General features: G+C 72.3%; 16 protein-coding genes and 1 riboswitch. Of the genes, 8 read left to right on the forward strand and 8 right to left on the reverse strand.

Going from position 1 to position 19,186, the window contains the following annotated elements; genetic code table 11:
• Positions 1 to 4: 4 nt before the first annotated feature.
• The 3 genes from EWH70_RS28340 to EWH70_RS28350 all read left to right on the forward strand — a co-directional run bounded on the left by EWH70_RS28340 (position 5) and on the right by EWH70_RS28350 (position 3,355).
• Positions 5 to 2,491, forward strand: coding sequence for a DNA gyrase/topoisomerase IV subunit A (locus EWH70_RS28340; protein WP_130478588.1), 2,487 nt, complete (start codon positions 5 to 7; stop codon positions 2,489 to 2,491).
• A 181-nt stretch (positions 2,492 to 2,672) separates the two neighbouring features.
• Positions 2,673 to 2,927: a type II toxin-antitoxin system Phd/YefM family antitoxin gene (locus EWH70_RS28345; RefSeq protein WP_130478589.1), complete on the forward strand. Its 255-nt coding sequence runs from the start codon at positions 2,673 to 2,675 to the stop codon at positions 2,925 to 2,927.
• Entirely contained in the window at positions 2,924 to 3,355 is a 432-nt protein-coding gene (locus EWH70_RS28350) for a type II toxin-antitoxin system VapC family toxin (protein ID WP_130478590.1), read from the forward strand. Before EWH70_RS28345 ends, EWH70_RS28350 begins: the two co-directional genes overlap by 4 nt.
• A 50-nt stretch (positions 3,356 to 3,405) precedes the next feature.
• Here EWH70_RS28350 and EWH70_RS28355 read toward each other — a convergent pair whose 3' ends face one another.
• Positions 3,406 to 4,200: a S1 family peptidase gene (locus tag EWH70_RS28355; protein WP_130478591.1), complete on the reverse strand. Its 795-nt coding sequence runs from the start codon at positions 4,198 to 4,200 to the stop codon at positions 3,406 to 3,408.
• Positions 4,201 to 4,378: 178 nt separating this feature from the next.
• Here EWH70_RS28355 and EWH70_RS28360 point away from each other — a divergent pair, with 178 nt between their 5' ends.
• Both EWH70_RS28360 and EWH70_RS28365 read left to right on the forward strand, forming a co-directional pair.
• Entirely contained in the window at positions 4,379 to 5,374 is a 996-nt protein-coding gene (locus EWH70_RS28360; RefSeq protein ID WP_130478592.1) for a sigma-70 family RNA polymerase sigma factor, read from the forward strand.
• 75 nt (positions 5,375 to 5,449) lie between these two features.
• Entirely contained in the window at positions 5,450 to 6,802 is a 1,353-nt protein-coding gene (locus tag EWH70_RS28365) for a polysaccharide lyase 6 family protein (protein WP_240687279.1), read from the forward strand.
• On the opposite strand, the gene EWH70_RS28370 is transcribed toward EWH70_RS28365, so the two are convergent.
• Complete coding sequence (locus tag EWH70_RS28370) at positions 6,799 to 7,728, reverse strand: pseudouridine synthase (RefSeq protein WP_130478593.1); 930 nt, start codon at positions 7,726 to 7,728, stop codon at positions 6,799 to 6,801. The two genes, EWH70_RS28365 and EWH70_RS28370, sit on opposite strands and share 4 nt — an antisense overlap.
• Before the next feature lie 101 nt (positions 7,729 to 7,829).
• On the opposite strand from EWH70_RS28370, the gene EWH70_RS28375 reads away from it, so the two are divergent.
• Positions 7,830 to 10,019: a family 43 glycosylhydrolase gene (locus EWH70_RS28375; RefSeq protein WP_130478594.1), complete on the forward strand. Its 2,190-nt coding sequence runs from the start codon at positions 7,830 to 7,832 to the stop codon at positions 10,017 to 10,019.
• Positions 10,020 to 10,083: 64 nt separating this feature from the next.
• On the opposite strand, the gene EWH70_RS28380 is transcribed toward EWH70_RS28375, so the two are convergent.
• From EWH70_RS28380 to EWH70_RS28405, 6 genes are all read right to left on the reverse strand, one after another.
• Positions 10,084 to 11,247: a thioester domain-containing protein gene (locus EWH70_RS28380; protein WP_165436453.1), complete on the reverse strand. Its 1,164-nt coding sequence runs from the start codon at positions 11,245 to 11,247 to the stop codon at positions 10,084 to 10,086.
• A gap of 293 nt (positions 11,248 to 11,540) precedes the next feature.
• Positions 11,541 to 13,007: a prenyltransferase/squalene oxidase repeat-containing protein gene (locus EWH70_RS35975; protein ID WP_205669293.1), complete on the reverse strand. Its 1,467-nt coding sequence runs from the start codon at positions 13,005 to 13,007 to the stop codon at positions 11,541 to 11,543.
• 89 nt (positions 13,008 to 13,096) lie between these two features.
• A riboswitch (cobalamin riboswitch) is annotated at positions 13,097 to 13,222 on the reverse strand.
• Positions 13,223 to 13,251: 29 nt separating this feature from the next.
• A complete protein-coding gene (locus EWH70_RS28390) occupies positions 13,252 to 13,734 on the reverse strand; it encodes a SixA phosphatase family protein (RefSeq protein ID WP_240687280.1) in 483 nt (160 codons plus the stop codon).
• A 32-nt stretch (positions 13,735 to 13,766) separates the two neighbouring features.
• Complete coding sequence (locus tag EWH70_RS28395) at positions 13,767 to 14,501, reverse strand: decaprenylphospho-beta-D-erythro-pentofuranosid-2-ulose 2-reductase (RefSeq protein ID WP_130478699.1); 735 nt, start codon at positions 14,499 to 14,501, stop codon at positions 13,767 to 13,769.
• Between the two features lie 22 nt (positions 14,502 to 14,523).
• Positions 14,524 to 15,243: a cache domain-containing protein gene (locus tag EWH70_RS28400; protein WP_130478596.1), complete on the reverse strand. Its 720-nt coding sequence runs from the start codon at positions 15,241 to 15,243 to the stop codon at positions 14,524 to 14,526.
• Between the two features lie 210 nt (positions 15,244 to 15,453).
• Entirely contained in the window at positions 15,454 to 16,203 is a 750-nt protein-coding gene (locus tag EWH70_RS28405) for a FadR/GntR family transcriptional regulator (protein WP_240687281.1), read from the reverse strand.
• Between the two features lie 129 nt (positions 16,204 to 16,332).
• On the opposite strand from EWH70_RS28405, the gene EWH70_RS28410 reads away from it, so the two are divergent.
• Both EWH70_RS28410 and EWH70_RS28415 read left to right on the forward strand, forming a co-directional pair.
• Positions 16,333 to 17,817: an APC family permease gene (locus tag EWH70_RS28410; protein WP_165436454.1), complete on the forward strand. Its 1,485-nt coding sequence runs from the start codon at positions 16,333 to 16,335 to the stop codon at positions 17,815 to 17,817.
• A gap of 145 nt (positions 17,818 to 17,962) precedes the next feature.
• On the forward strand, positions 17,963 to 19,012 hold the full coding sequence (locus EWH70_RS28415; protein ID WP_130478598.1) for an LLM class flavin-dependent oxidoreductase: 1,050 nt from the start codon (positions 17,963 to 17,965) through the stop codon (positions 19,010 to 19,012).
• Positions 19,013 to 19,186 lie beyond the last annotated feature (174 nt).

Raw genomic sequence — 19,186 nt, forward strand, 5'->3', positions numbered from 1 at the left:
ACACATGGCTCGCCGCAAGGGCACCACGACCAAGGTCGACCCGTCGGCTTTCGACCAGGCCGGCGCGCACGTCTTCGACAACCCGGTGAAGGCCGAGATCGAGGACTCCTACCTGGAGTACGCGTACTCGGTCATCCACTCCCGGGCGCTGCCCGACGCGCGGGACGGGCTGAAGCCGGTGCACCGCCGGATCATGTACTCGATGAACGAGAACGGGTACCGGCCCACCCACGCCTACGTGAAGTCGTCCCGCGTGGTCGGCGACGTGATGGGCAAGTACCACCCGCACGGCGACGTCGCCATCTACGACGCGATGGTCCGGCTCGCGCAGGACTTCTCGATGAACGTCCCGCTCGTGGACGGGCACGGCAACTTCGGCTCGCCCGACGACGGCCCGGCCGCCAGCCGGTACACCGAGGCCCGGCTGTCGCGGGAGGCCATGCTGCTGGTCGGTGAACTCGGCGAGGACACCGTCGACTTCCGGGCCAACTACGACGGTTCGCTGACCGAACCGGCGGTGCTGCCTGCGGCGTTTCCGAACCTGCTGGTCAACGGCACGTCGGGGATCGCGGTCGGCATGGCCACCAACATGATCCCGCACAACCTGGGCGAGGTGATCGCCGCCGCGCGCTGGCTGATCAATCACCCGAACGCCACGCTGGACAAGCTGATGGAGTTCGTGCCGGGGCCGGACCTGCCCACCGGCGGCGCGCTGCTCGGCCTGGACGAGGTGCGCCGCGCCTACGAGACCGGCCGTGGCGTCGTGCGGATGCGGGCCAAGGTGGAGACCGGGCCGCTGGAGGGCAGCCGCGGGCGGCAGGCGATCACCGTCACCGAGCTGCCCTACGGCGTCGGGCCGGAGAAGATCATCGAGAAGATCACCGACGAGGTCACCCGGTCCAAGCGGCTCACCGGCATCGCCGACGTCAAGGACCTCACCGACCGGGAGAACGGCACCCGGCTGGTCATCGAGTGCAAGGTCGGCGTCAACCCGCAGGCGCTGCTGGCCGACCTGTACCGGCTCACGCCGCTGGAGCAGTCGTTCGGCATCAACAACCTGGTGCTGGTCGACGGGCAGCCGCGCACGCTCGGGCTGAAGGAACTGCTGGAGGTGTTCCTGGCCCACCGCTACGAGGTGGTGACCAGGCGGACCCGCTACCGGCGGCGCAAGCGGGAGGAACGGCTGCACCTGGTCGAGGGCCTGCTCAAGGCGCTGCTCAACATCGACAAGGTGATCAAGCTGATCCGCGGCAGCGAGAACGCGCAGGCCGCCAAGGACGGCCTGATGACGCAGTTCAAGCTGTCCGACATCCAGGCGACGTACATTTTGGACACTCCGCTGCGGCGGCTGACCAAGTACGACCGGCTGGAGCTGGAGGACGAGCAGGAGAAGCTGCGCGCCGAGATCGCCGAGCTGTCGAAGATCCTCGACGACGAGTCGGTGCTGCGCAAGGTCGTCTCCACCGAGCTGGCCAAGGTGGCCAAGGACTTCCCGGTCGAGCGGCGCACGACGCTGATCGACGGTGACCTCAAGGAGGTGCTGGCGGCGTCGAAGCCGGCGGGCCCGCTGGAGGTCGCCGACGACCCGTGCCAGGTCATCCTGTCGGCCACCGGGCTGGTGGCCCGCACGGGCGCGGAGTCCGAGGAGGTGCCCGAGGGCAGGCGCCGCAGCGGCCGGGTCAAACACGACGCGGTCGCCGCGATGGTGCACTCCACCGCACGCGGGCAGGTGCTGCTGGTCACCAACCGGGGCCGCGCGGTCAAGACCGACGTGCTGCCGCTGCCGGTGCTGCCCGAGCAGGTCGGCACGGTGTCGCTGCGGGGCGGGATGGCGGCCAGGGAACTGATCGACCTCGACAAGGGGGAGCGGGTCGTCGGCCTGGCCCCGCTGGGCGAGCAGGCGGCCGGTTCGCCGGGGCTCGCGCTGGGCACCCGGGCCGGCGTGGTCAAGGTGTGTGCCCCGGAGTGGCCGGTGCGCTCCGACGAGTTCGACGTGATCAGCCTCAAGGACGGCGACGAGGTGGTCGGCGCGACCTGGCTGACCGACGGCGAGGAGACGCTGACGTTCCTGTCGTCGGCGGCGTCGCTGCTGCGGTACCCGGCGTCGCTGGTGCGGCCGCAGGGGCTCAAGGGCGGCGGCATGGCGGGGATCAACCTGCCCTCCGGCACCGACGTGGTGTTCTTCGGCGCGGTGCGCACCGACGACGCCGAGCACGGCGAGCCGATGGTGGTCACGGCGACCGGGCAGAGCGTGAAGGTGACGCCGCTGGCCGAGTACCCGGCCAAGGGCCGGGGCACGGGCGGTGTGCGGGCGCAGCGGTTCCTCAAGGGCGAGACCCGGCTCACCGTCGGCTGGGTCGGCCCGCGCCCGGCGGGTTCGTCGGACAGCGGCAACGCCGTGGAACTGCCCGAGCCCGACCCGCGCCGCGACGGCTCCGGAGCCGCCCACCCCGGTCCCGACGTGGTCGGCCACCTCATCGAACGAGGCTGACCCCTCGCGGTTCAAGCACGTGAAGGCCACCTTCATTACGTGCGACGTGGTGATGGTGGCCTTCACGTGCTTTGACCGTCCGGAGTGACGCCCGCCGTGTGATGCTTGCGAGCAACGGGTGCTGTATCGCAAGCGTGAGGCCACAAATGGTAGACTGATTGTGGCCACATCGGGAGGTGTCATGGAAGTCGGCATCCGTGCGCTCAAGGACGGGCTGAGCAAGCATCTGGCCCAGGTGCGCCGTGGTCACACGGTCACGGTGACCGATCACGGGACGGTGATCGCACGCATCGTCCCGGCGGGGGAGCCGACGGCGCTGGAGCGACTCATCGCGGCCGGGCGAGTGCGTCCGGCCCGGACCGGACGGCGTTCGGCGCCCACACCCGTGACCGGGGGCGGCATGGTCAGCGACCTCGTGGGCGACCAGCGCAGGTGATCGTCTACTTCGACACGTCCGCCGTCGTGCCGTTGCTGGTCGACGAACCGGGTAGCTCCCTGTGTGCCCAGTTGTGGGACGACTCCGACGACGTCGTCACCTCGATCCTGACCTACGTGGAGACGACGGCGGCGCTGGCGCAGGCACAGCGCATGGGTCGGCTCGACGACGTCCAGCGCCGGGAGGCGGCCGGGCTCCTGGAGTCTCTCTGGGACGAGTTCGCCGTCGTGGCCGTTGACGACGAACTGGCCCGCCGTGCGGCCGGGCTCGCCGTCGACTGTGGTCTGCGTGGGTATGACGCAGTGCACTGCGCGTCGGCACTGCAGGTGGCCGCCGACGACCTGGTTGTCGCCAGTGGCGACCGGTCTCTGCTCCGCGCGTGCCGGAAGGCCGGGCTGGCGACCGCCGACACCGCGTCCGGCGAGTGAAGCCCGCCGCGCCGGCCCGGGCGGTGTCACCGGGCAGGCGCGGCGGGGGGTCAGATGCGGCGGGCGGCGTCGGCGATGGCCGAGGCGAACGTGCTCACCTCGGTGTAGACGCCGGGCGCGTTGGGCCGGGCGCAACCGCGGCCCCAGCTCGTGATGCCCACCTGGATCCAGTTGCCGCTGCCGTCGCGGCGGAACATCGGGCCGCCGGAGTCGCCCTGGCAGGTGTCGACCCCGCCGCTGGCCATGTTCCCGGCACACAGCTCGGCCCTCGGGATCAGGTCGTTGTAGATGCCACCGGGCGAGGCGCAGGTGGCGTCGTCGACGAACGGGACCTTCGCCTTGAGCAGGTAACGCTGCTGCGCCCCACCCTCACGGGCCGCACCCCAGCCCGCGATGTCGAACGTGCCGCTGTTGTACGCCGTCGTGGTGGCGATCGGCAGCGTCGGCACACCGGACACCGGACTGGCCAGCTTGACCAGCGCCCAGTCGCCGCCGGTGCTGGTGTTGTACGTCGGCGACCGGTGCACGTAGGTCGACCGCACCCGCGTCCCGCCCGAGTTCAGGTCGACCGTCCCCACCGTCGCGGTGATGCCGGTGTTCGGGCCGGTGCGGCTCACACAGTGGGCGGCGGTCAGCACGATCTGCGGCGTGTACATCGCGCCACCACAGCCCATCGACAGCCGCACCATCCACGGGAACTCGCCCTGCGCCGCCCTGGTGCCGCCGACGATGTAGGGCTGGACGTCGCCGGCGGGCGCGGCCTGTGCGGGCGCGGCCGTGCCGAGTCCGACCGCGGCGGCGGCCGCGATTATTCCGAGCAGGCTGCAACGTTCACGAAATCTCATGACGGGTCCCTTCCCGAAGTCCGTGAAGTCCACAGTGGAAATGCGGCGGAGCCCACCGACTACACCAGACCGTCCCCGCTCGCCGGAACCGACTTTCTTCGGCCAAACCGCAGGTTCCCGCTTTCGGCCCAGACGCGCGTAGCTGAAAGTGTCGGCCCCACCGGCTAGCCTGGGACGCATGACACAGGTGGCCCAGGGCCTGGACAGCCGCTTGGAGCAGTACCGGGTCGAGCTGACCGGCTACTGCTACCGGATGCTGGGCTCCGGCTTCGAGGCCGAGGACGCCACCCAGGAGACGCTGGTGCGTGCCTGGCGCGGTTTCGACGGCTTCGAGGGCCGCTCGTCGCTGCGTGCCTGGCTGTACCGCATCGCCACCAACATCTGCCTGGACATGCTCAAGTCCGGGCAGCGCAGGGCCATGCCGATGGACACCGGCCCCGCGGCGAGTGGCGACGCGGTGCTGCCGGACGCGCAGCCGGGCCAGTGGCTCGAACCGGTTCCCGACCACCTGGTCCTGCCCGCGGGCGACCCGGCGGCGACCGTGGTGGCCAGGGAGAGCATCCGGCTCGCGTTCGTCGCGGCCCTCCAGCACCTGCCGCCGCAGCAGCGGGCGGTGCTGATCCTGCGCGACGTGCTGGCCTGGCGGGCGGCCGAGGTCGCCGAGCTGCTGGACACCACCGTCACGTCGGTGAACAGCACCCTGCAGCGAGCCAGGGCCACCCTGGCGAAGCGGGACACCACCGACGGCGAGCCGCTGCACCCCGGCGACGCCGAGCAACGCGAGCTGCTGGACCGCTACGTCGCCGCGTTCGAGCGGTACGACATGTCCCAGCTGGTCAGCCTGCTGCACGACGACGCCAAGTTCTCCATGCCGCCGCTGCCGCTGTGGCTGGAGGGACGCGACGACATCCTGCGTTTCCTGGAGAAGGGCGGCTGCCTGTGCCCGCGCTGCGCGGCGGGCGACACCACCGGCTGCAGCACGCAGCGGCTGCTCCCGACCATGGCCAACGGCCTGCCCGCCTTCGCGGTGTTCCGCGCCAACGGGCCGGGCGGCACGTGGGCACCGGCCGGCGTCGAGGTCATCGGGATCCGCGACGGCGCGGTGATCAGCATGCACACCTTCCTCGACCACAGGCTGCCCGCCTTGTTCGGCTGTAGTCCGCCGGACGCTTGACCTCCACGGCCGCCGCGTCCTACGGTCGTCGGCATCCGCCGCCAACCCGTTTTCCCTACGTGAAAAGAGTTGGCAGTGAACACAACGCCCGTTCTCGCGGTGCTGGCCGCCGGCCTCCTCCTCGCCCCGCCCGCCGTCGCCGAACCCGAAGCCGTCGTCAGGGTGACCAGCCTCGCGGCCCTGCAGACCGCACTCGACCGCGCCAATCCGGGCGACCGGATCGAGCTCGCCGATGGCACCTACACGGCGAGCAAGGCCATCACCATCCGCCGCTCCGGTGTCACCGTGGCCGCCGACAACGTCGGCCGCGCCGAGATCCGCGGCTCGGCCGGCTTCACCTTCAGCGGTTCGGTGAGCGGGGTCGTCGTCGAGGGCTTCGTGCTGCGGCACAGCGCGACCATGTCCATTCCGGCCGAGGCGACGCGTGTGCGGATCACCCGCAACACCTTCCGGCTCGCCGGTTCCGGCAACTGGCTCACCGTCAACGGCGACGACGCCGAGATCGACCGCAACACGTTCGCCGACCGCAGCAGCGAGGGTGTGTTCCTGCAGGTGTCCGGGCCCGGCAGCGACATCGCCAAACGCACCCGGGTGCACCACAACTACTTCTTCAACCACACCTTCTCCGGCACCAACGGCGGTGAGTCGATCCGGCTCGGCTACAGCCACAAACAGTCGAAGTCGGCGAACGCGGTCATCGAGCACAACCTGTTCGAGAAGGCGAACGGCGACTCCGAGGCCATCTCGGTGAAGTCGTCGGACAACGTGGTGCGGCACAACACCATCCGCGACAGCCGCGGCTACCTGGTGCTGCGGCACGGCCACCGCACCCTGGTCGACGGCAACATCCTGCTCGGCTCGGGCATCCGGTTCCACGGCAACGACCACCGCGTCGTCAACAACTACGTGGCGAACTCCGGTGACCGGGCCATCGTGTTCGGCTCCGGCAAGGAGGCCGACAGCGGACCGGACAGCAAGCTGCACGACCGGCCCGACCGCGTCACGGTCGCGTTCAACACGCTGCTGGGCACCGGCGCGGTGGTCGACAGCGACGGCGGCGAGTTCAAGCCGAAGGACTGCGTGCTCGCCAACAACATCATCCAGGGCAGCTCCAGCAAGCTGGTCGACATGGTCGGCGGCTCCACCGTCCGCTACGAGGGCAACATCGTCTGGGGCGGCAGCGCGGGCAGCATCCCGCCGGGCGGCTACCGCTCGGTCGACCCGAAGCTGGTCCGCGACGCGGCCGGCCTGCAGCGGCTGTCCGCCGGCAGCCCCGCCATCGACGCCTCGGCGGGCAGCTACCCGTACGTCACCGTCGACTTCGACCCGCACGCCCGTACCGGCAGGCCGGACACCGGCGCGGACGAGTTCGGCGGCACGGTGGCCCGCAAGCCGCTGACCAAGGCCGACGTCGGCCCGCTGAGCTAACCGGCCCAGGCCTCGTAGTCGGTCCAGGACGTGAGCGTCGCGGCGCTGGTGAACCGCCTGCGCCGCCCGCTGACCGGGTCGGTGAACTCCAGCACCCTGGCCAGCAGCTGCAGCGGCCTGCGGAAGTCGTCCAGGGCCGTCTCGGTGAGCCGGGGGTAGAACGTGTCGCCGAGGATGGGCACGCCCAGCCCGGCCATGTGCACGCGGAGCTGATGGGTCCGGCCGGTGGCCGGCAGCAGCCGGTACCGGCCGAGCCCGGCGCGGTGCTCGGCCAGTTCGACGGTGGTTTCGGCGTTGGGCGGGCCATCGGTCTCGTAGGCGGCCAGCACACCACGGTCCTTGACGATCCGGCTGCGTACCGTGCGGGGCAGTTCCAGCCCGGGGTCGTACCGGGCGATCGCCTCGTATTCCTTGTGCACCAGGCGATCCCGGAACATCGTCTGGTACGCCCCGCGCAACTCGGGCCGGATCACGAACAGCACCAGGCCCGCGGTGACCCGGTCCAGCCGGTGCGCCGGGCTCAGCCGCGGCAGGCCCAGCCGGTGCCGCAGCCGCACCAGCGCGGTCTCCAGCACGTGGCTGCCCCGCGGGATGGTGGCCAGGAAGTGTGGTTTGTCGACGACGAGGATGTCGTCGTCGCGGTGCACGATGCCGATGTCGAACGGCACCGGCACCTCGTCGGGCAGGTCGCGGTGGAACCAGATCACCGACTCCGGCACGAACGGCGCGTCGGCGGGCACCGGGCCGTTCAGGTCGACGATCTCGCCGTCGGCCAGCATCCGGTCGATCCGCTCCGGCGCCACCTTCGGCAGCCGGTCGACCAGGTGGTCGCGCAGGGTCGCCCACGGGCCCTCGGCCGGCATCCGCAGCCGCGCCGGGTCGAGCCCGTGCCGCTGCGGCAGCGGGGGAACGGTCCTGCGTCTCACGATCCGCGAGCCTAACCGGTTGGCCGTCGCGCCCCGCCGGCGTGCCCGGGCATGCTGGACGACGCGCACGGTCAGGTGCCGCGGGTTCGAAGGGACTGGCGATGACACGTGCGCTCGTGCTGCTGCTGTCGGCCGTGCTGCTGCTGCCGGTTCCGGCCGGGCACGCGCAGGACTCGCACGGCTACGCCAACCCGGTCAGTGCCTCCGCCGGGGTGGACACGTTCGCCGACCCGGCGGTGATCCAGGGCAAGGACGGTTTCTGGTACGCCTTCGGCACCACCGACCCGCTGCGCGAGGGCGAGTTCCGCAGGCACCTGCTGCCGGTCCTGCGCTCGGCGGATCTGGTGCGATGGCAGCACATCGGCGACGCCTTCGCCGCCGTGCCGGACTGGGCGGCGCCCAGCGCCGGGCTGTGGGCGCCGGACATCCGCTACGCCGACGGCCGTTACCTGCTCTACTTCACCGTCACCGACACGCTCGCCCACCCCGGCCTGGACTCGGCGATCGGCGTGGCGACCGCGCCGACCCCGGTCGGCCCGTGGACCGACAGCGGCGGCCCGGTCGTGGCGCCGCGACCGGACGGCGCGGGCAGCTACCACTGGACCTTCGACCCGGCCATGGTGAACGACCGGTCCGGTCGCCGCTGGCTGTACTACGGCTCCTACCACGGCGGGCTGTGGGTGGTGCCGCTGTCGGCCGACGCCCTGCGGACGGCAGGCCCCGCGGTACCGGTGGCGAGCGGGCGGCGGTTCGAGGGTGCCTACGTCGTGGCGCGCGACGGCTGGTTCTACCTGTTCGCCTCCTCCGGCAACTGCTGCGCAGGCCCGGCGACCGGGTACAGCGTCCTGGTCGGCCGCTCCCGCGAGCCGGCCGGCCCGTTCACCGACGCCGACGGCACTCCACTGCTGGGCCCGCGGCCGGGCGGCACCCCGGTGGTGCAGCCGAATGGCAACTTCTGGCTGGGCACCGGCCACAACTCGATCGCCGTCGACGCGGCGGGCCAGGACTGGCTGGTCTACCACGCGATCTCCCGCGACGACCCGTACCTGGACGAGCCCTACGGCGTGAACGAGCGGCCCATGCTGCTCGACCGGCTGGACTGGGTGGACGGCTGGCCAGTCGTGCGGGGCGGTGCGTCGCAGGGGTGGCGGCGCCCGCCCGCGGCTCCGGAGGTGAGCGAGCGGTTCGACCGGCAGGCCCGGCTGCCCGGCGGCTGGCGGGTGCTGCCCGGAGCCGACCCCGACTCCGGTGGCCTGCTGCGGCACGACGGCCCGGGCCCCGGCCTGGTGCCCTACCCGCTGCCGCACGGGGCCTATGCCGAGGTGGACCTGCGGTTTCCCGGCCCGGAGGGCAGCGCGGGCATCGTGCTGCCCGGCGGGGCGGTGGTGACCGTCGAGGCGGCGGGGACGCTGCGGGCCGGGCACCGGGAGGTCCGCCTGCCGCCGGGGTGGCGGCCGGACACCTGGCACACGCTGTCCGTGCGGCAGCACGCCGGCCGGGTCACGGCGTGGCTGACCGCGGCCCGGCTGGGTGATCCGGTGGCCGAGGTCGAGGCCGTCGCCTGGGGACCGGGCACGGCGGGCGTGCACGCGACCGGCACCGTGGAGCTGGACAACCTGTCGGCCGCGCCCGCCGCCACCCGGCGGCACCGCGCAGACCCCGTTCCCGTGCCGGGGCGTTCGCTGCGGGAGCACTCCGACGACTTCGACGGCCCGAAGCCCGGCTGGTCGTGGGTGCGTGAGCCGCAGGCGGTGCCGGTGCACGGGCGGCTGTTCTGGCCGGTCGCCGACGGTGACCTGGCCGGGCCGGGTGGCGGCGCGAGCGTGCTGCTGCGGGACGCGCCCCGGGGCGGCTACGTCGTCGAGACCCGGCTGCGGCTGGATCTCGGCGCGGCAGGGGAGCGTGATCACCAGCAGGCCGGGCTGATCGCCTACCGCGGTGACGACGACTTCGCCCGGCTCACCCACGTCGCCATCGGCGGCACGCGGCAGGTGGAGTACGTGCGGGAACTGCCGTTCGCCGGGCGGCAGGCGTTCGGCGGGATGCCGGCGGGCACCGCCGCCGACGTCGTGTGGCTGCGGCTGGCGTACCGGCTGGAGCCGGGCACCGGGCGGCACCTGGTGCGCGGGGGCAGCAGCCGCGACGGCCGGACGTGGACGTGGGGCGGCACCTGGACGTTCGACCCCGGCCCGGCCCCGCGCATCGGGCTGGTCGCCCACGGCGGCGCCCACCCGCCGGTCACGGCCGCCTTCGACTACTTCCTGGTGTCCCGTTTACGTCAGGACACGTGAAGGCCACCTTCACCACGTCAGACGTAATGAAGGTGGCCTTCACGTGCTTTGGTGCGGGGGAGGATCAGCTCTGGCTGTCGTCCTTCACCGGGGCCAGGTTGCGGCGGCGGACCAGCACGACCGCGCCGGCGCCCAGCAGCAGCACCGCGCCGCCACCGAGGGCGAACGGCAGAGCGCCCGGGCCCTGGTTAGCGGCTGCCGCGATCTGCTCGCCGTCACCGGCGGGGATCTTCACCGGGACGCTCGGCGTGGTGCTCGGACCACCCGCGGCGGCCCACTTGGCGGTGGCCTTCGCCGACAGCTCGCTGGTCTCCGACTTGGCGACGATCAGCGACTGGGTCGGGTTCTCGTGGTACTTCTTGCCGATGAACAGGCGGCCCAGGTGCAGGCTGCCCTGGCCCTTCAGCTCGATGGTGATGTCGCCCGCCGCCGTGCCGGCCGGGACGTCGACGTAGATCTCGGCCTCGTTCTTCAGGCCCTCACCCTTGAGCTCCTTGCCCTTGGCGTCGACCAGCTTGACGCCCTCGGGCAGCTTCGCGGTCAGCTCCAGCTTCTCCGCGGTGGTGGCGAGCTTGAACGGGCCGATCTTCTTGCCCGCGGTGCCGGTCAGCGACTTCGGCTTGAGCTCGAGCGCCGGGGTGGGCTCGGACAGCTCCTTGGCGTTGGTCGTCAGGTACTTGTAGACGGCGAGGACGTCGTCCTTCGAGTCCTTGTTCTTCGGAGTGGGATCGGCCTCGTTGATCTTGCCGTTGTCGCTGAACGACCAGACCGCGGCCTGGGTGGCGCCGATGGCCTCGTTCTCGGCGAGTGCGCCGTCGGCGAGACCGGCCTTCTTGGCCAGTGCGTCGAGCTTCACCGTCGGGTAGCTGTTCTGCAGGACCCAGTTGATCTTGCCGCGGTTCTTGTGGAACGGGGATTCCGCCACCGGGTACTTGTCCCAGCCGACCTCGCGCATGGCAGTGTGGGTCTCGCTGACCCGGGTGTCGATCTCGACGCAGTAGGTGTGCAGCTTGGTCTTGCCCTTGTCGTCGAGGGTCAGCGGGATGAGCCGGGTGAACAGCTCGCCCTTGCCATCGATCTTGACCTTGACGCCTTCCGGGCCGCCCGTCGGGTGGACATTGCCGGTGACGGCGTCGTCGGCGACGGCCGGGACGGCGGTCGTCAGTGCCAGCGCCAGCGCGGTACCTGCGGCCGCGGTGGCCGCCCGGACCAATCGAGCTCGTGCCATGGTTCTCCTTCTTCGGTGTGGCATCTCAGCCGAAGGGTGGACAGCGTTCACGCCCCCATCGGGTCCAGCAGCGTCACACGCGTGAAAAACGGCAACCGGTCGAGCGAAACGGGTCATCAATCCCCCACCGTGGGTTACGCGCGCTCAGCGAACGCGGACTTTACTCACACGTCTGGGGGAGTCGAATCCGGGGTACCCACTGTCCGATTCCACCGGGAGTGTCCCCAAAGCACGTGAAGGCCACCTTCACCACGTCTCACGTAATGAAGGTGGCCTTCACGTGCTCTGAGCCGTCAGCCGCCCGCGCGCACCTGGGCCGGGGTCTTCGTCGGCGTCGCGCTGTTGCCGAACGCCCAGGCCTCGATGCTGCCCAGCGGCGGCACGTAGGTCGAGGCGCCCTGGCTGCTGTACGTCCACGTCGTCGCGCCCTGGTTGGCGTGGTAGTACGCCCAGTAGGCGTTGGCGGGCGGCGTGTCCACGCACGGGTCCTGCGCCGGGCCCGGCTTGCTGTCGATCCGGCAGACGAACGCCAGCCCCCAGCGGGCGGTGCCCTCCGGGGTGAATCCGGCGTTGCGCAGCGCCGTCACGCCGTTGGCCTGGCTGCCCGCGGCGCACCGGGTCTCCTGCGTGCCGCCGAACGCGGCGAAGTCCACGGTCACCGTGACCCCGCTGGTCCCGGCACACGGCCCGGGCGTGCCCGCCCGCGCGGCGACGGTCTGCGGGGCCGAACAGTCGGGCACTGGCACCCGGGTGGCCGGGACCGACGGCGCCAGCGGCAGCGTCCGCCCGGCCAGCGCGGGCACGGCCTGCACGGTGGCGATGACGTTCGGGGCGCGGCTGCCCGGGTAGAAGAACGCGCCACGGTGCTCGGCCGGGTCGGTGCAGCCGAGCTGGAAACCGGTCAGTGCGGCGACGGCGCGTCCCGGCGTGCCGCCGTAGGCGAGCAGTGCCTGGATGGTCAGCGCGGTCGAGTTCGGGTCGGAGCTCTGGCCGGGGGCGGCGAGGAACCCGAATCCGCCGTCGGCGGCGCGGACCGCCTCCAGCGACGCGAGCGTCCGCTGCCTGCCCGGGCGCTCGCCGTAGGCGGCCAGTGCCTGCGTCGCCATGCCGGTGCTGTTGGTGTCCGGGCCGCGGAACGTGGCCGGGTCGGCCTCCGGGCAGGCGACGGCGGTGTCGGCGCGGTAGGCCTGCCACAGGCCGTTCGCGCACTGCTGGGCGGTCAGCCAGGCCAGGCCGCGGGAGACGGCGGCATCGGAACGGGGCACGCGGGCGGCTTTGAGCGCGGTCAGCGCGATGCCTTGCCGGAACGCCCCGTCGAAGGTCGGCGCCGCGGCACCGAACAGACCGCTGGGCTGCTGCGTCGCGGTCAGCCTGGCGACCAGGTCGGTCCCGCCGAACCGGCGCGGGTCCTTGCCCGCGGCCACGGCCGCGAGGATCACGTAGCCGATCCTGCCCGGGTTGTCGTCCAGGCCGCCTGCCTGCGCGGCCAGGAACCGCACGGCGTCGGCCGAGGCCGCCCTGCCGACGCCTGCCGAATGCAGGGCCAGCACGGCGTAGGCGGTGTTGGTGACGTCGGGCTGCTCGGGCGTGCCGAGCTGCCCGCCGCCCGCGGTGAGACGCCCGGCCAGGTAGCCGGCGCCGTAACCGGCCGGCGTGGCGGCTTCCGCGGCGGCTGCCGGGGTGAGCACACCGCTCAGCCCGATCGCGGCGGCGAGTGCGAGGAGTCCGGATCTCTTCCGGACGCGAGGGAAGGGGGACACGGGATGACCTTTCTGCTGGGGACGGCATGGTCCCCGGGCAGCAGCCAGCTCGGACGCGCCCAGGCCCCAGGCGCAGTCCACGGCGCGTTGTGCGGAGCCCGTCCCCGGTGGGCATTCCGGCTCGCCCCCGTGCGGGGGCCTACGGTTGCGGGTCAGCGCCGGATTTCGACCGGCTTCCCCCAGCACGGGAACGTGCCAGGAAAAGCTAACAGCCGGACGGCCCCGGCGAATCGGCCGAACGTCGTCACCCTCGGGCGGTGTGCGCGGTCCGCAGGGCGCCCCAGCCGGAGTCGGCCGCGGCCCAGCCCGCCGTCGAGTCCAGCACCGCCAGCGTCGCGGTCCGGAAGCTCACCGGCTCGCCGGCCAGTGCGACCACCAGCGTCGTGACGTCGGGGTTGTGCCCGACCAGCAGGACGGTACGGGCCGTGGGCGGGGCCGTGCGGACGGCGGCGAGCATCCCCGGCAGCGACTCGCCGTAGAGCCGGTCGTCCTCGATGACCGGTGGCATGGTCTCCCATTCGGCGCCGGTCAGCGCCAGGGTCTGCCGGGTCCGCAGCGCGGGGGAGCACAGCACGTGGTCGGGGACCAGCCCCGACTCACGCAGCCACCGCCCGGCCGCGGGGGCGTCCCGCCGTCCCCGGTCGTTCAGTGGCCGTTCCAGGTCGGCCACCCCGTCCGGCCACGCCGACTTGGCGTGCCGCATCACGATCAGCGTCTGTGCCGTCACCCGCCCACTGTGGCACGCGGTCCGGAAGCGTGTCAGCGCGGCATGCGGCGCCACAGCGCTCGCGGCGCGTGCCGCAGCAGTGCGAAGACCGGCCGCAGGATGCCCGGAACCCAGACCTCGCCGCGTCCCTTGCGCAGCGCGGCCACCGTCGCGGCGGCGACCTGCGCCGGGGTGCTGGAGAACGGCGCCGGGCTCATGCCCTCGGTCATCCTGCCGATGACGAAACCGGGCCGGACCAGCAGCAGCCGGATGTCGCGTTCGCCGGCCAGCGCGTCGGCGAGGCCGCTGGCGAAGCCGTCCAGCCCCGCCTTGGCCGACCCGTAGACGTAGTTGGCACGACGGACCCGCGCCCCGGCCACCGACGAGAACACCACCATCGTGCCGCTGCCCTGCTCCCGCAGCAGCGTGGTGAGGTGGGTGAGCACGCTGATCTGCGCGACGTAGTCGGTGTGCACGATCGCGACGGCGTGCTCGGCGTCGGTCTCGGCACGCCGCTGGTCGCCCAGCACGCCGAAGGCGAGCACGACGACCTCCAGCGGACCGTGCTCACGGGCCACCTCGCGCAGCAGTTCCCGGTGCGTGCTCAGGTCGTCGGCGTCGAACTCGACCGCGTGCACCTCGGTCGCGCCGGCCTCGCGCAGGGCGGCCGTCTCGTCGGCGAGCTCGCCGCTGCGCCGCGCGGCCAGCACCACCCGGCGCGCGCCCTCGGCCACCAGCCGCCGCGCGACCTCGATCCCGATCTCACTACGTCCACCCAGAACCAGCACCGTCACGAACGCGCACTCTGCCCTACAGCCGGACCAGCGACCACGGCAGCCCGGCGTACCCGTTCCAGCACTGCCGGTCTGGTACCACCTCGGCCGGACGGCCGGCGGGAGCCAGCGAACCCAGCAGCGCGCCCGGCGAGGTCGACGCGATGACGCGGCCGAACACGTTGACCAGCGCCACGTTCCTGCCGACGTTCTCCAGCAACGGCAGCATGGTCTCGGCGAACTCGGCGGCCCGCACGTCGGCCGCCGCGACCCCGGCGAACGTCTCGCCCGACCGGATCGGCACGGCGAAGGTGAGCAGGTACTCGTCGGTGCCGGCGTAGTCGACGTACGGCCCGACGACCACCCGCTGCCCGGTGCGCCGCGGCGTGTCGAACCACTCGGCGGCGGTGTACTCGTAGCCGGTGACGTTGTGCGGATCGAGGTCGACGCTGAGCTGGGTGGGCTGGTTCGACCCGGGCAGGGTGCGCCACCACTCCAGCCAGCGCGGCTGGTCGGCCAGGACACCGGGCGCGGCGATGACGCCGGTTCCGGCGAGCGCGGGCCTGCCGTGCGCGAGGTGTTCCAGCAGGGTGGGCCGGATCGAGGCCAGCTCCCCGGTGGTCAGCTCGCTGCCGTGGGCGGCCAGCAGGTCCTCGACCTGCCCGGCGACGGTCGCGGCGCCGGCGAAGATGTCGGTGAGGACCGCGTCCACCTTGGCGGCCGCCGCGCTCACACCGAGGTCCGATACGCCGACCACGTTCACCCCCGCCGTCGTTCGCTGGTCCTGCGGACAGCCTAGTGTCCCGCACCGGAAATCCGCTGAACAATTCGCCGGCCCAGCTTCCCGCTGGCGGCGTTGCCGGTCCGCCCGAGTACGGTCCAGTACGAGGGCGAACCGGCGCCTTGCCAGCGGAAACCTGGACTCGCCGACTTGTGCACCGGACTTCCGGTGCAGGACACTGGTGCGTTACCGGGCGGAAAGGTGTAAGCGGAACTCCAGCAATCTGGCGATGCCCTTCTCCACGTGCGCCTCGGTCAGCGCCCGCGCGCGCGTGCCGTCCGCGTCGGCGATGGCGTCGAGGATCTCCCGGTGCTGACGCACCGTCTCCTCCAGCCCGACGGCCTCCCCGAACGGGATCCACAGCAGTTCCCCGATCTCGCCCTGCAGATCGATCTCCTGCCGGGTCAGCCGCGTCGACTGGGCGGCGGCCGCGGTCTCGATGTGGAAGCGCCCGTCGGCCCGGCGGCGGTCGCCTGCCGTCTTCGCCTCCGCGAGCTGGTCGACCAGGGAAGCCAGCCGTTCCAAGTGATCGCGGGACGCGCGTTCGGCGGCCAGCCGTGCCGCCGTGCCGGCGACGGCGACGTGCTGGTCGCCGATCTCGCGCAGCTCGTGGACGCTGAACTCGGCCAGCAGCTTGCGCAGCCGCGGCACCGTGGCGTCGACCGGGGCCCTGACGAAGCTGCCGCCGCTGCGCCCGCGCCGCGTCTCCACCAGCCCGCGCTGGCGCAGTGCCACCAGCGCCTCCCGCAGCGACACCGTCGACACGTGCAGGGTGTTGGCCAGCTCGGTCTCGCTGGGCAGTTGCTCGCCGTCGGCGAGCAGGCCGAGCGCGACGGCCTCGCTGATCCGGCGGACCACCTCGTCCACCCGGCCGCCCTCGGTGAGCGGGGCGAACACGACGTGCCGGGCCGCCCCCGACACCGTGTCTGCACTCACCACGGGCTCCCTTCCGCTTTGCGTGGGAGACAGCGTAGTCCCGCGCTCCGGCACGCTCTTGCCGATTGAACTATGAAGTCATATGTTTTATCCAGAGAGTCCGCGGTCCCGGTTCGGGATCGTTCTCGGATGTCGACGGAGCGCGGGGACATGATGGGGACGGCCTTCACCCGCCGGCCGGTGGCTGGTCCGGCCACCGGCGACGCGGCCTGGTTGCTCCGCCTGGGGTACCGCCCCGAACTCCGGCGCAGGCTCGGCCCGGTCGCCACGTTCGCGCTCGCGTACAGCTGCATGTCCCCGGTCATCACCGCCTACGCGTTGTTCACCAGCCCGCCTGGTGTCGTGCTGGGCCTGCCGCTGGGCTGGGGCCTGGTGGTGGCGGCGGTCGGCCAGCTGCTCGTCGCGCTCGTGCTCGGCGAGGTGGTGGCGCAGTTTCCGCTGACCGGCGGGCTGTACGCCTGGGTGCGCAGGCTGTGGGGCAGGCGCTCGGCGTGGCTGGCCGCGTGGGTCTACGGGTTCGCCATGCTCGGCATGATCGCCGGGCTGGGCTACGGCGCGGGCCCCTACCTCGCCACCGTCGTCGGGTTCGAGCCGTCGGTCGACAGTGGCGTGGGGTGCGCGGTGGTGCTGGTCGCCGTCGCCACCGCGGTCAACCTCGCCGGGACGCGGGCATTGGGCGTCGCCGTGACGGCCGGGCTGGTCGTGGAGGTCGCCGGCATCCTCGTGGTGGGCACCTGGGTTCTGCTGTCCCAGCGGCACCGGGACCTGTCGGTGCTGTTCGATCCGAAGAGCGCCGCGGTGGCGCTGGTCGTCGGCGCCGGGCTGTTCGGCGTGTTCCAGTTCTCCGGGTTCGAGGCCGCGGGCAGCGTGGCCGAGGAGGTCGCCGATCCGGCGCGCCGGGTGCCCAGGGCGCTGTGGCTGGCGGTCGTCGTCGGCGGCGTGCTGTCGACCTACGTGTGCGTGGTGCTGATGATGACCGCGCCCGGCCCCGGCGCGCACGGCTCCGGAACCGGCCCGCTCACGCAGGTGCTGTACGGCGCGCTCGGCCCGGCGGGCGGCCGGGCCGCGCTCGGGATCGTCTTGCTGTGCTTCCTGTCCGGCATCATCGGGTTGCAGGCCGCGGCGGGCAGGCTGCTGTTCTCCGCCGCCCGCGACGGCATGCTGCCCGGCAGCCGTCTGCTGGCCACCGTCTCGGTGGCCCGCGCAGTGCCGGCACCCGCGCTGGTCGTGGCCGGTGCCGTGCCCGTGCTGCTGGTCTACATCAGCCGGATCTTCCCAGGCACGATGGCCGCCATCGGCGCGTTCGCAGTCCTCGGGATCTACCTCGGGGTGCAGACGGTCGTGCTGGCCGCGTTGCGCGCCAGGGTGCGGGGCTGGCGTCCCGCCGGGGGTTTCTCGCTGGGGCGCTGGGCGTTCCCGGTCAACGTCGGTGCCCTCGCCTACGGTGTCGTCGCGCTGGTGTGCCTGCTGTGGCCGCCGCTGGCGGGCAGTTCCCTGCCGCTGGTGGCCGGAGCACTCGTCGTCAGTGTGGGGCTGGCGGTACTGGCCCTGCTGCGCCCGCACCGGCGCAGCGGGGCCATTGCCGGCGACGCGGTACGGCCGCCGGCCGGCTGATCCGCCGGTTCCGGCGTCCGGCCCAGCGCACTGGGACATTCGTACCCCGCCCGCGGGTCAACCCTGGATTCGCCGATCGCGCTCGGGGACGATCGTTCCGGGAGTGCGGCCCAGAGTCCTTTGTGGACTGATCTGAGGGAGGATCATGAGGTTCAGCTTCGTCATGCTGCCCAACTACCCGGTCGATGAGACGCTCGCGTCGATCGAACTCGCCGACCAGCTGGGCTTTCACGCCTGCTACGCCGCCGACGAGACCTGGCACAAGGACCTCTGGTTGCTCTTCGCCGCGGCCGCCGCGCGCACCAGCCGGATCCGGTTCGGCCCCAGCCTGTCCGCCGTGACGCTGCGCGAGCCGACCATGATCGCGCAGGCCACCGCGACCCTCGACGAGCTGACCGGCGGGCGTGCCGAGTGCGTGCTCGGCTCGGGCAACTTCGGGCTGCTGGCCCAGTACGGGATCGACTGGGCCCGCACCAAGCCGCTGAGCCGCGTTGTCGAGGCGCACCACGTCGTGCGCACCATGCTGGACGAGGGCGCGATCACCCACGACGGCGAGTTCCACCGCTACCAGGGCCTGTTCACGTTCGCCCGGCCGGTGCAGCCGCGGGTGCCGGTGAAGCTCGGTGCCATGCGCGGGCCGCGCTCGTTCCAGGTGGCCGGTGAGATCTCCGACGGTGTGCACCACGCGCTGAGCTACACCCGGCGGGCCTACGAGTACATGGTGGACAACGTCGGCATCGGCGCCCGGCGTGCCGGCCGCGACGCCGCCACGCTCGACCTCGGCGCGTGGATCGTGTTCGCCGTCGGCCGCGACTCGGCCGCGGCCAAGAACGCGGCCCGCGCGATGGTCGGGCTCTACGCCTCGTCGATGCCCGCCGAACAGCTGGAACGCAACGACGTCGACCCGGCGGAGCTGACCGGCATCATCGCCGCGGTGGGCGAGGGCAGGGTGGACCGGGCCTACGAGCTGACCCCGCCGGAGCTGGCCGACCGCCTGTCGGTCGCTGGCACGCCCGAGGAGTGCCTGGCGAAGCTGCGCACGCAGATCGTCCCGGCCGGGGTGAACCACCTGATCTTCGCCATCACCGACGCCGCGCTGGTCAAGGCGTTCTCCGGGGTGGAACTCGACGGCGTGGCCACCATGGCGGAGCAGCTGCGGCTGATCCACGACGAGATCATGCCCGCCCTGCGCTGACGCGGCCGGGCGGACGGCGCGGCAGGGCCAGGTGGGGCGGTCTCGAGCGTGGAACTCGCGGGCTGGAATGCAGAACTCGCGTGCGTGAGTGCAGAACTCACGATGTGGAGCGGGTTCTCACGTGGTGCCGGTCGCCCGCGTGAACGGCTCGTTCGCGCGAGTCGTACGTTCTGA

The organism is Amycolatopsis suaedae (assembly GCF_004214935.1).
GTDB lineage: Bacteria > Actinomycetota > Actinomycetes > Mycobacteriales > Pseudonocardiaceae > Amycolatopsis > Amycolatopsis suaedae.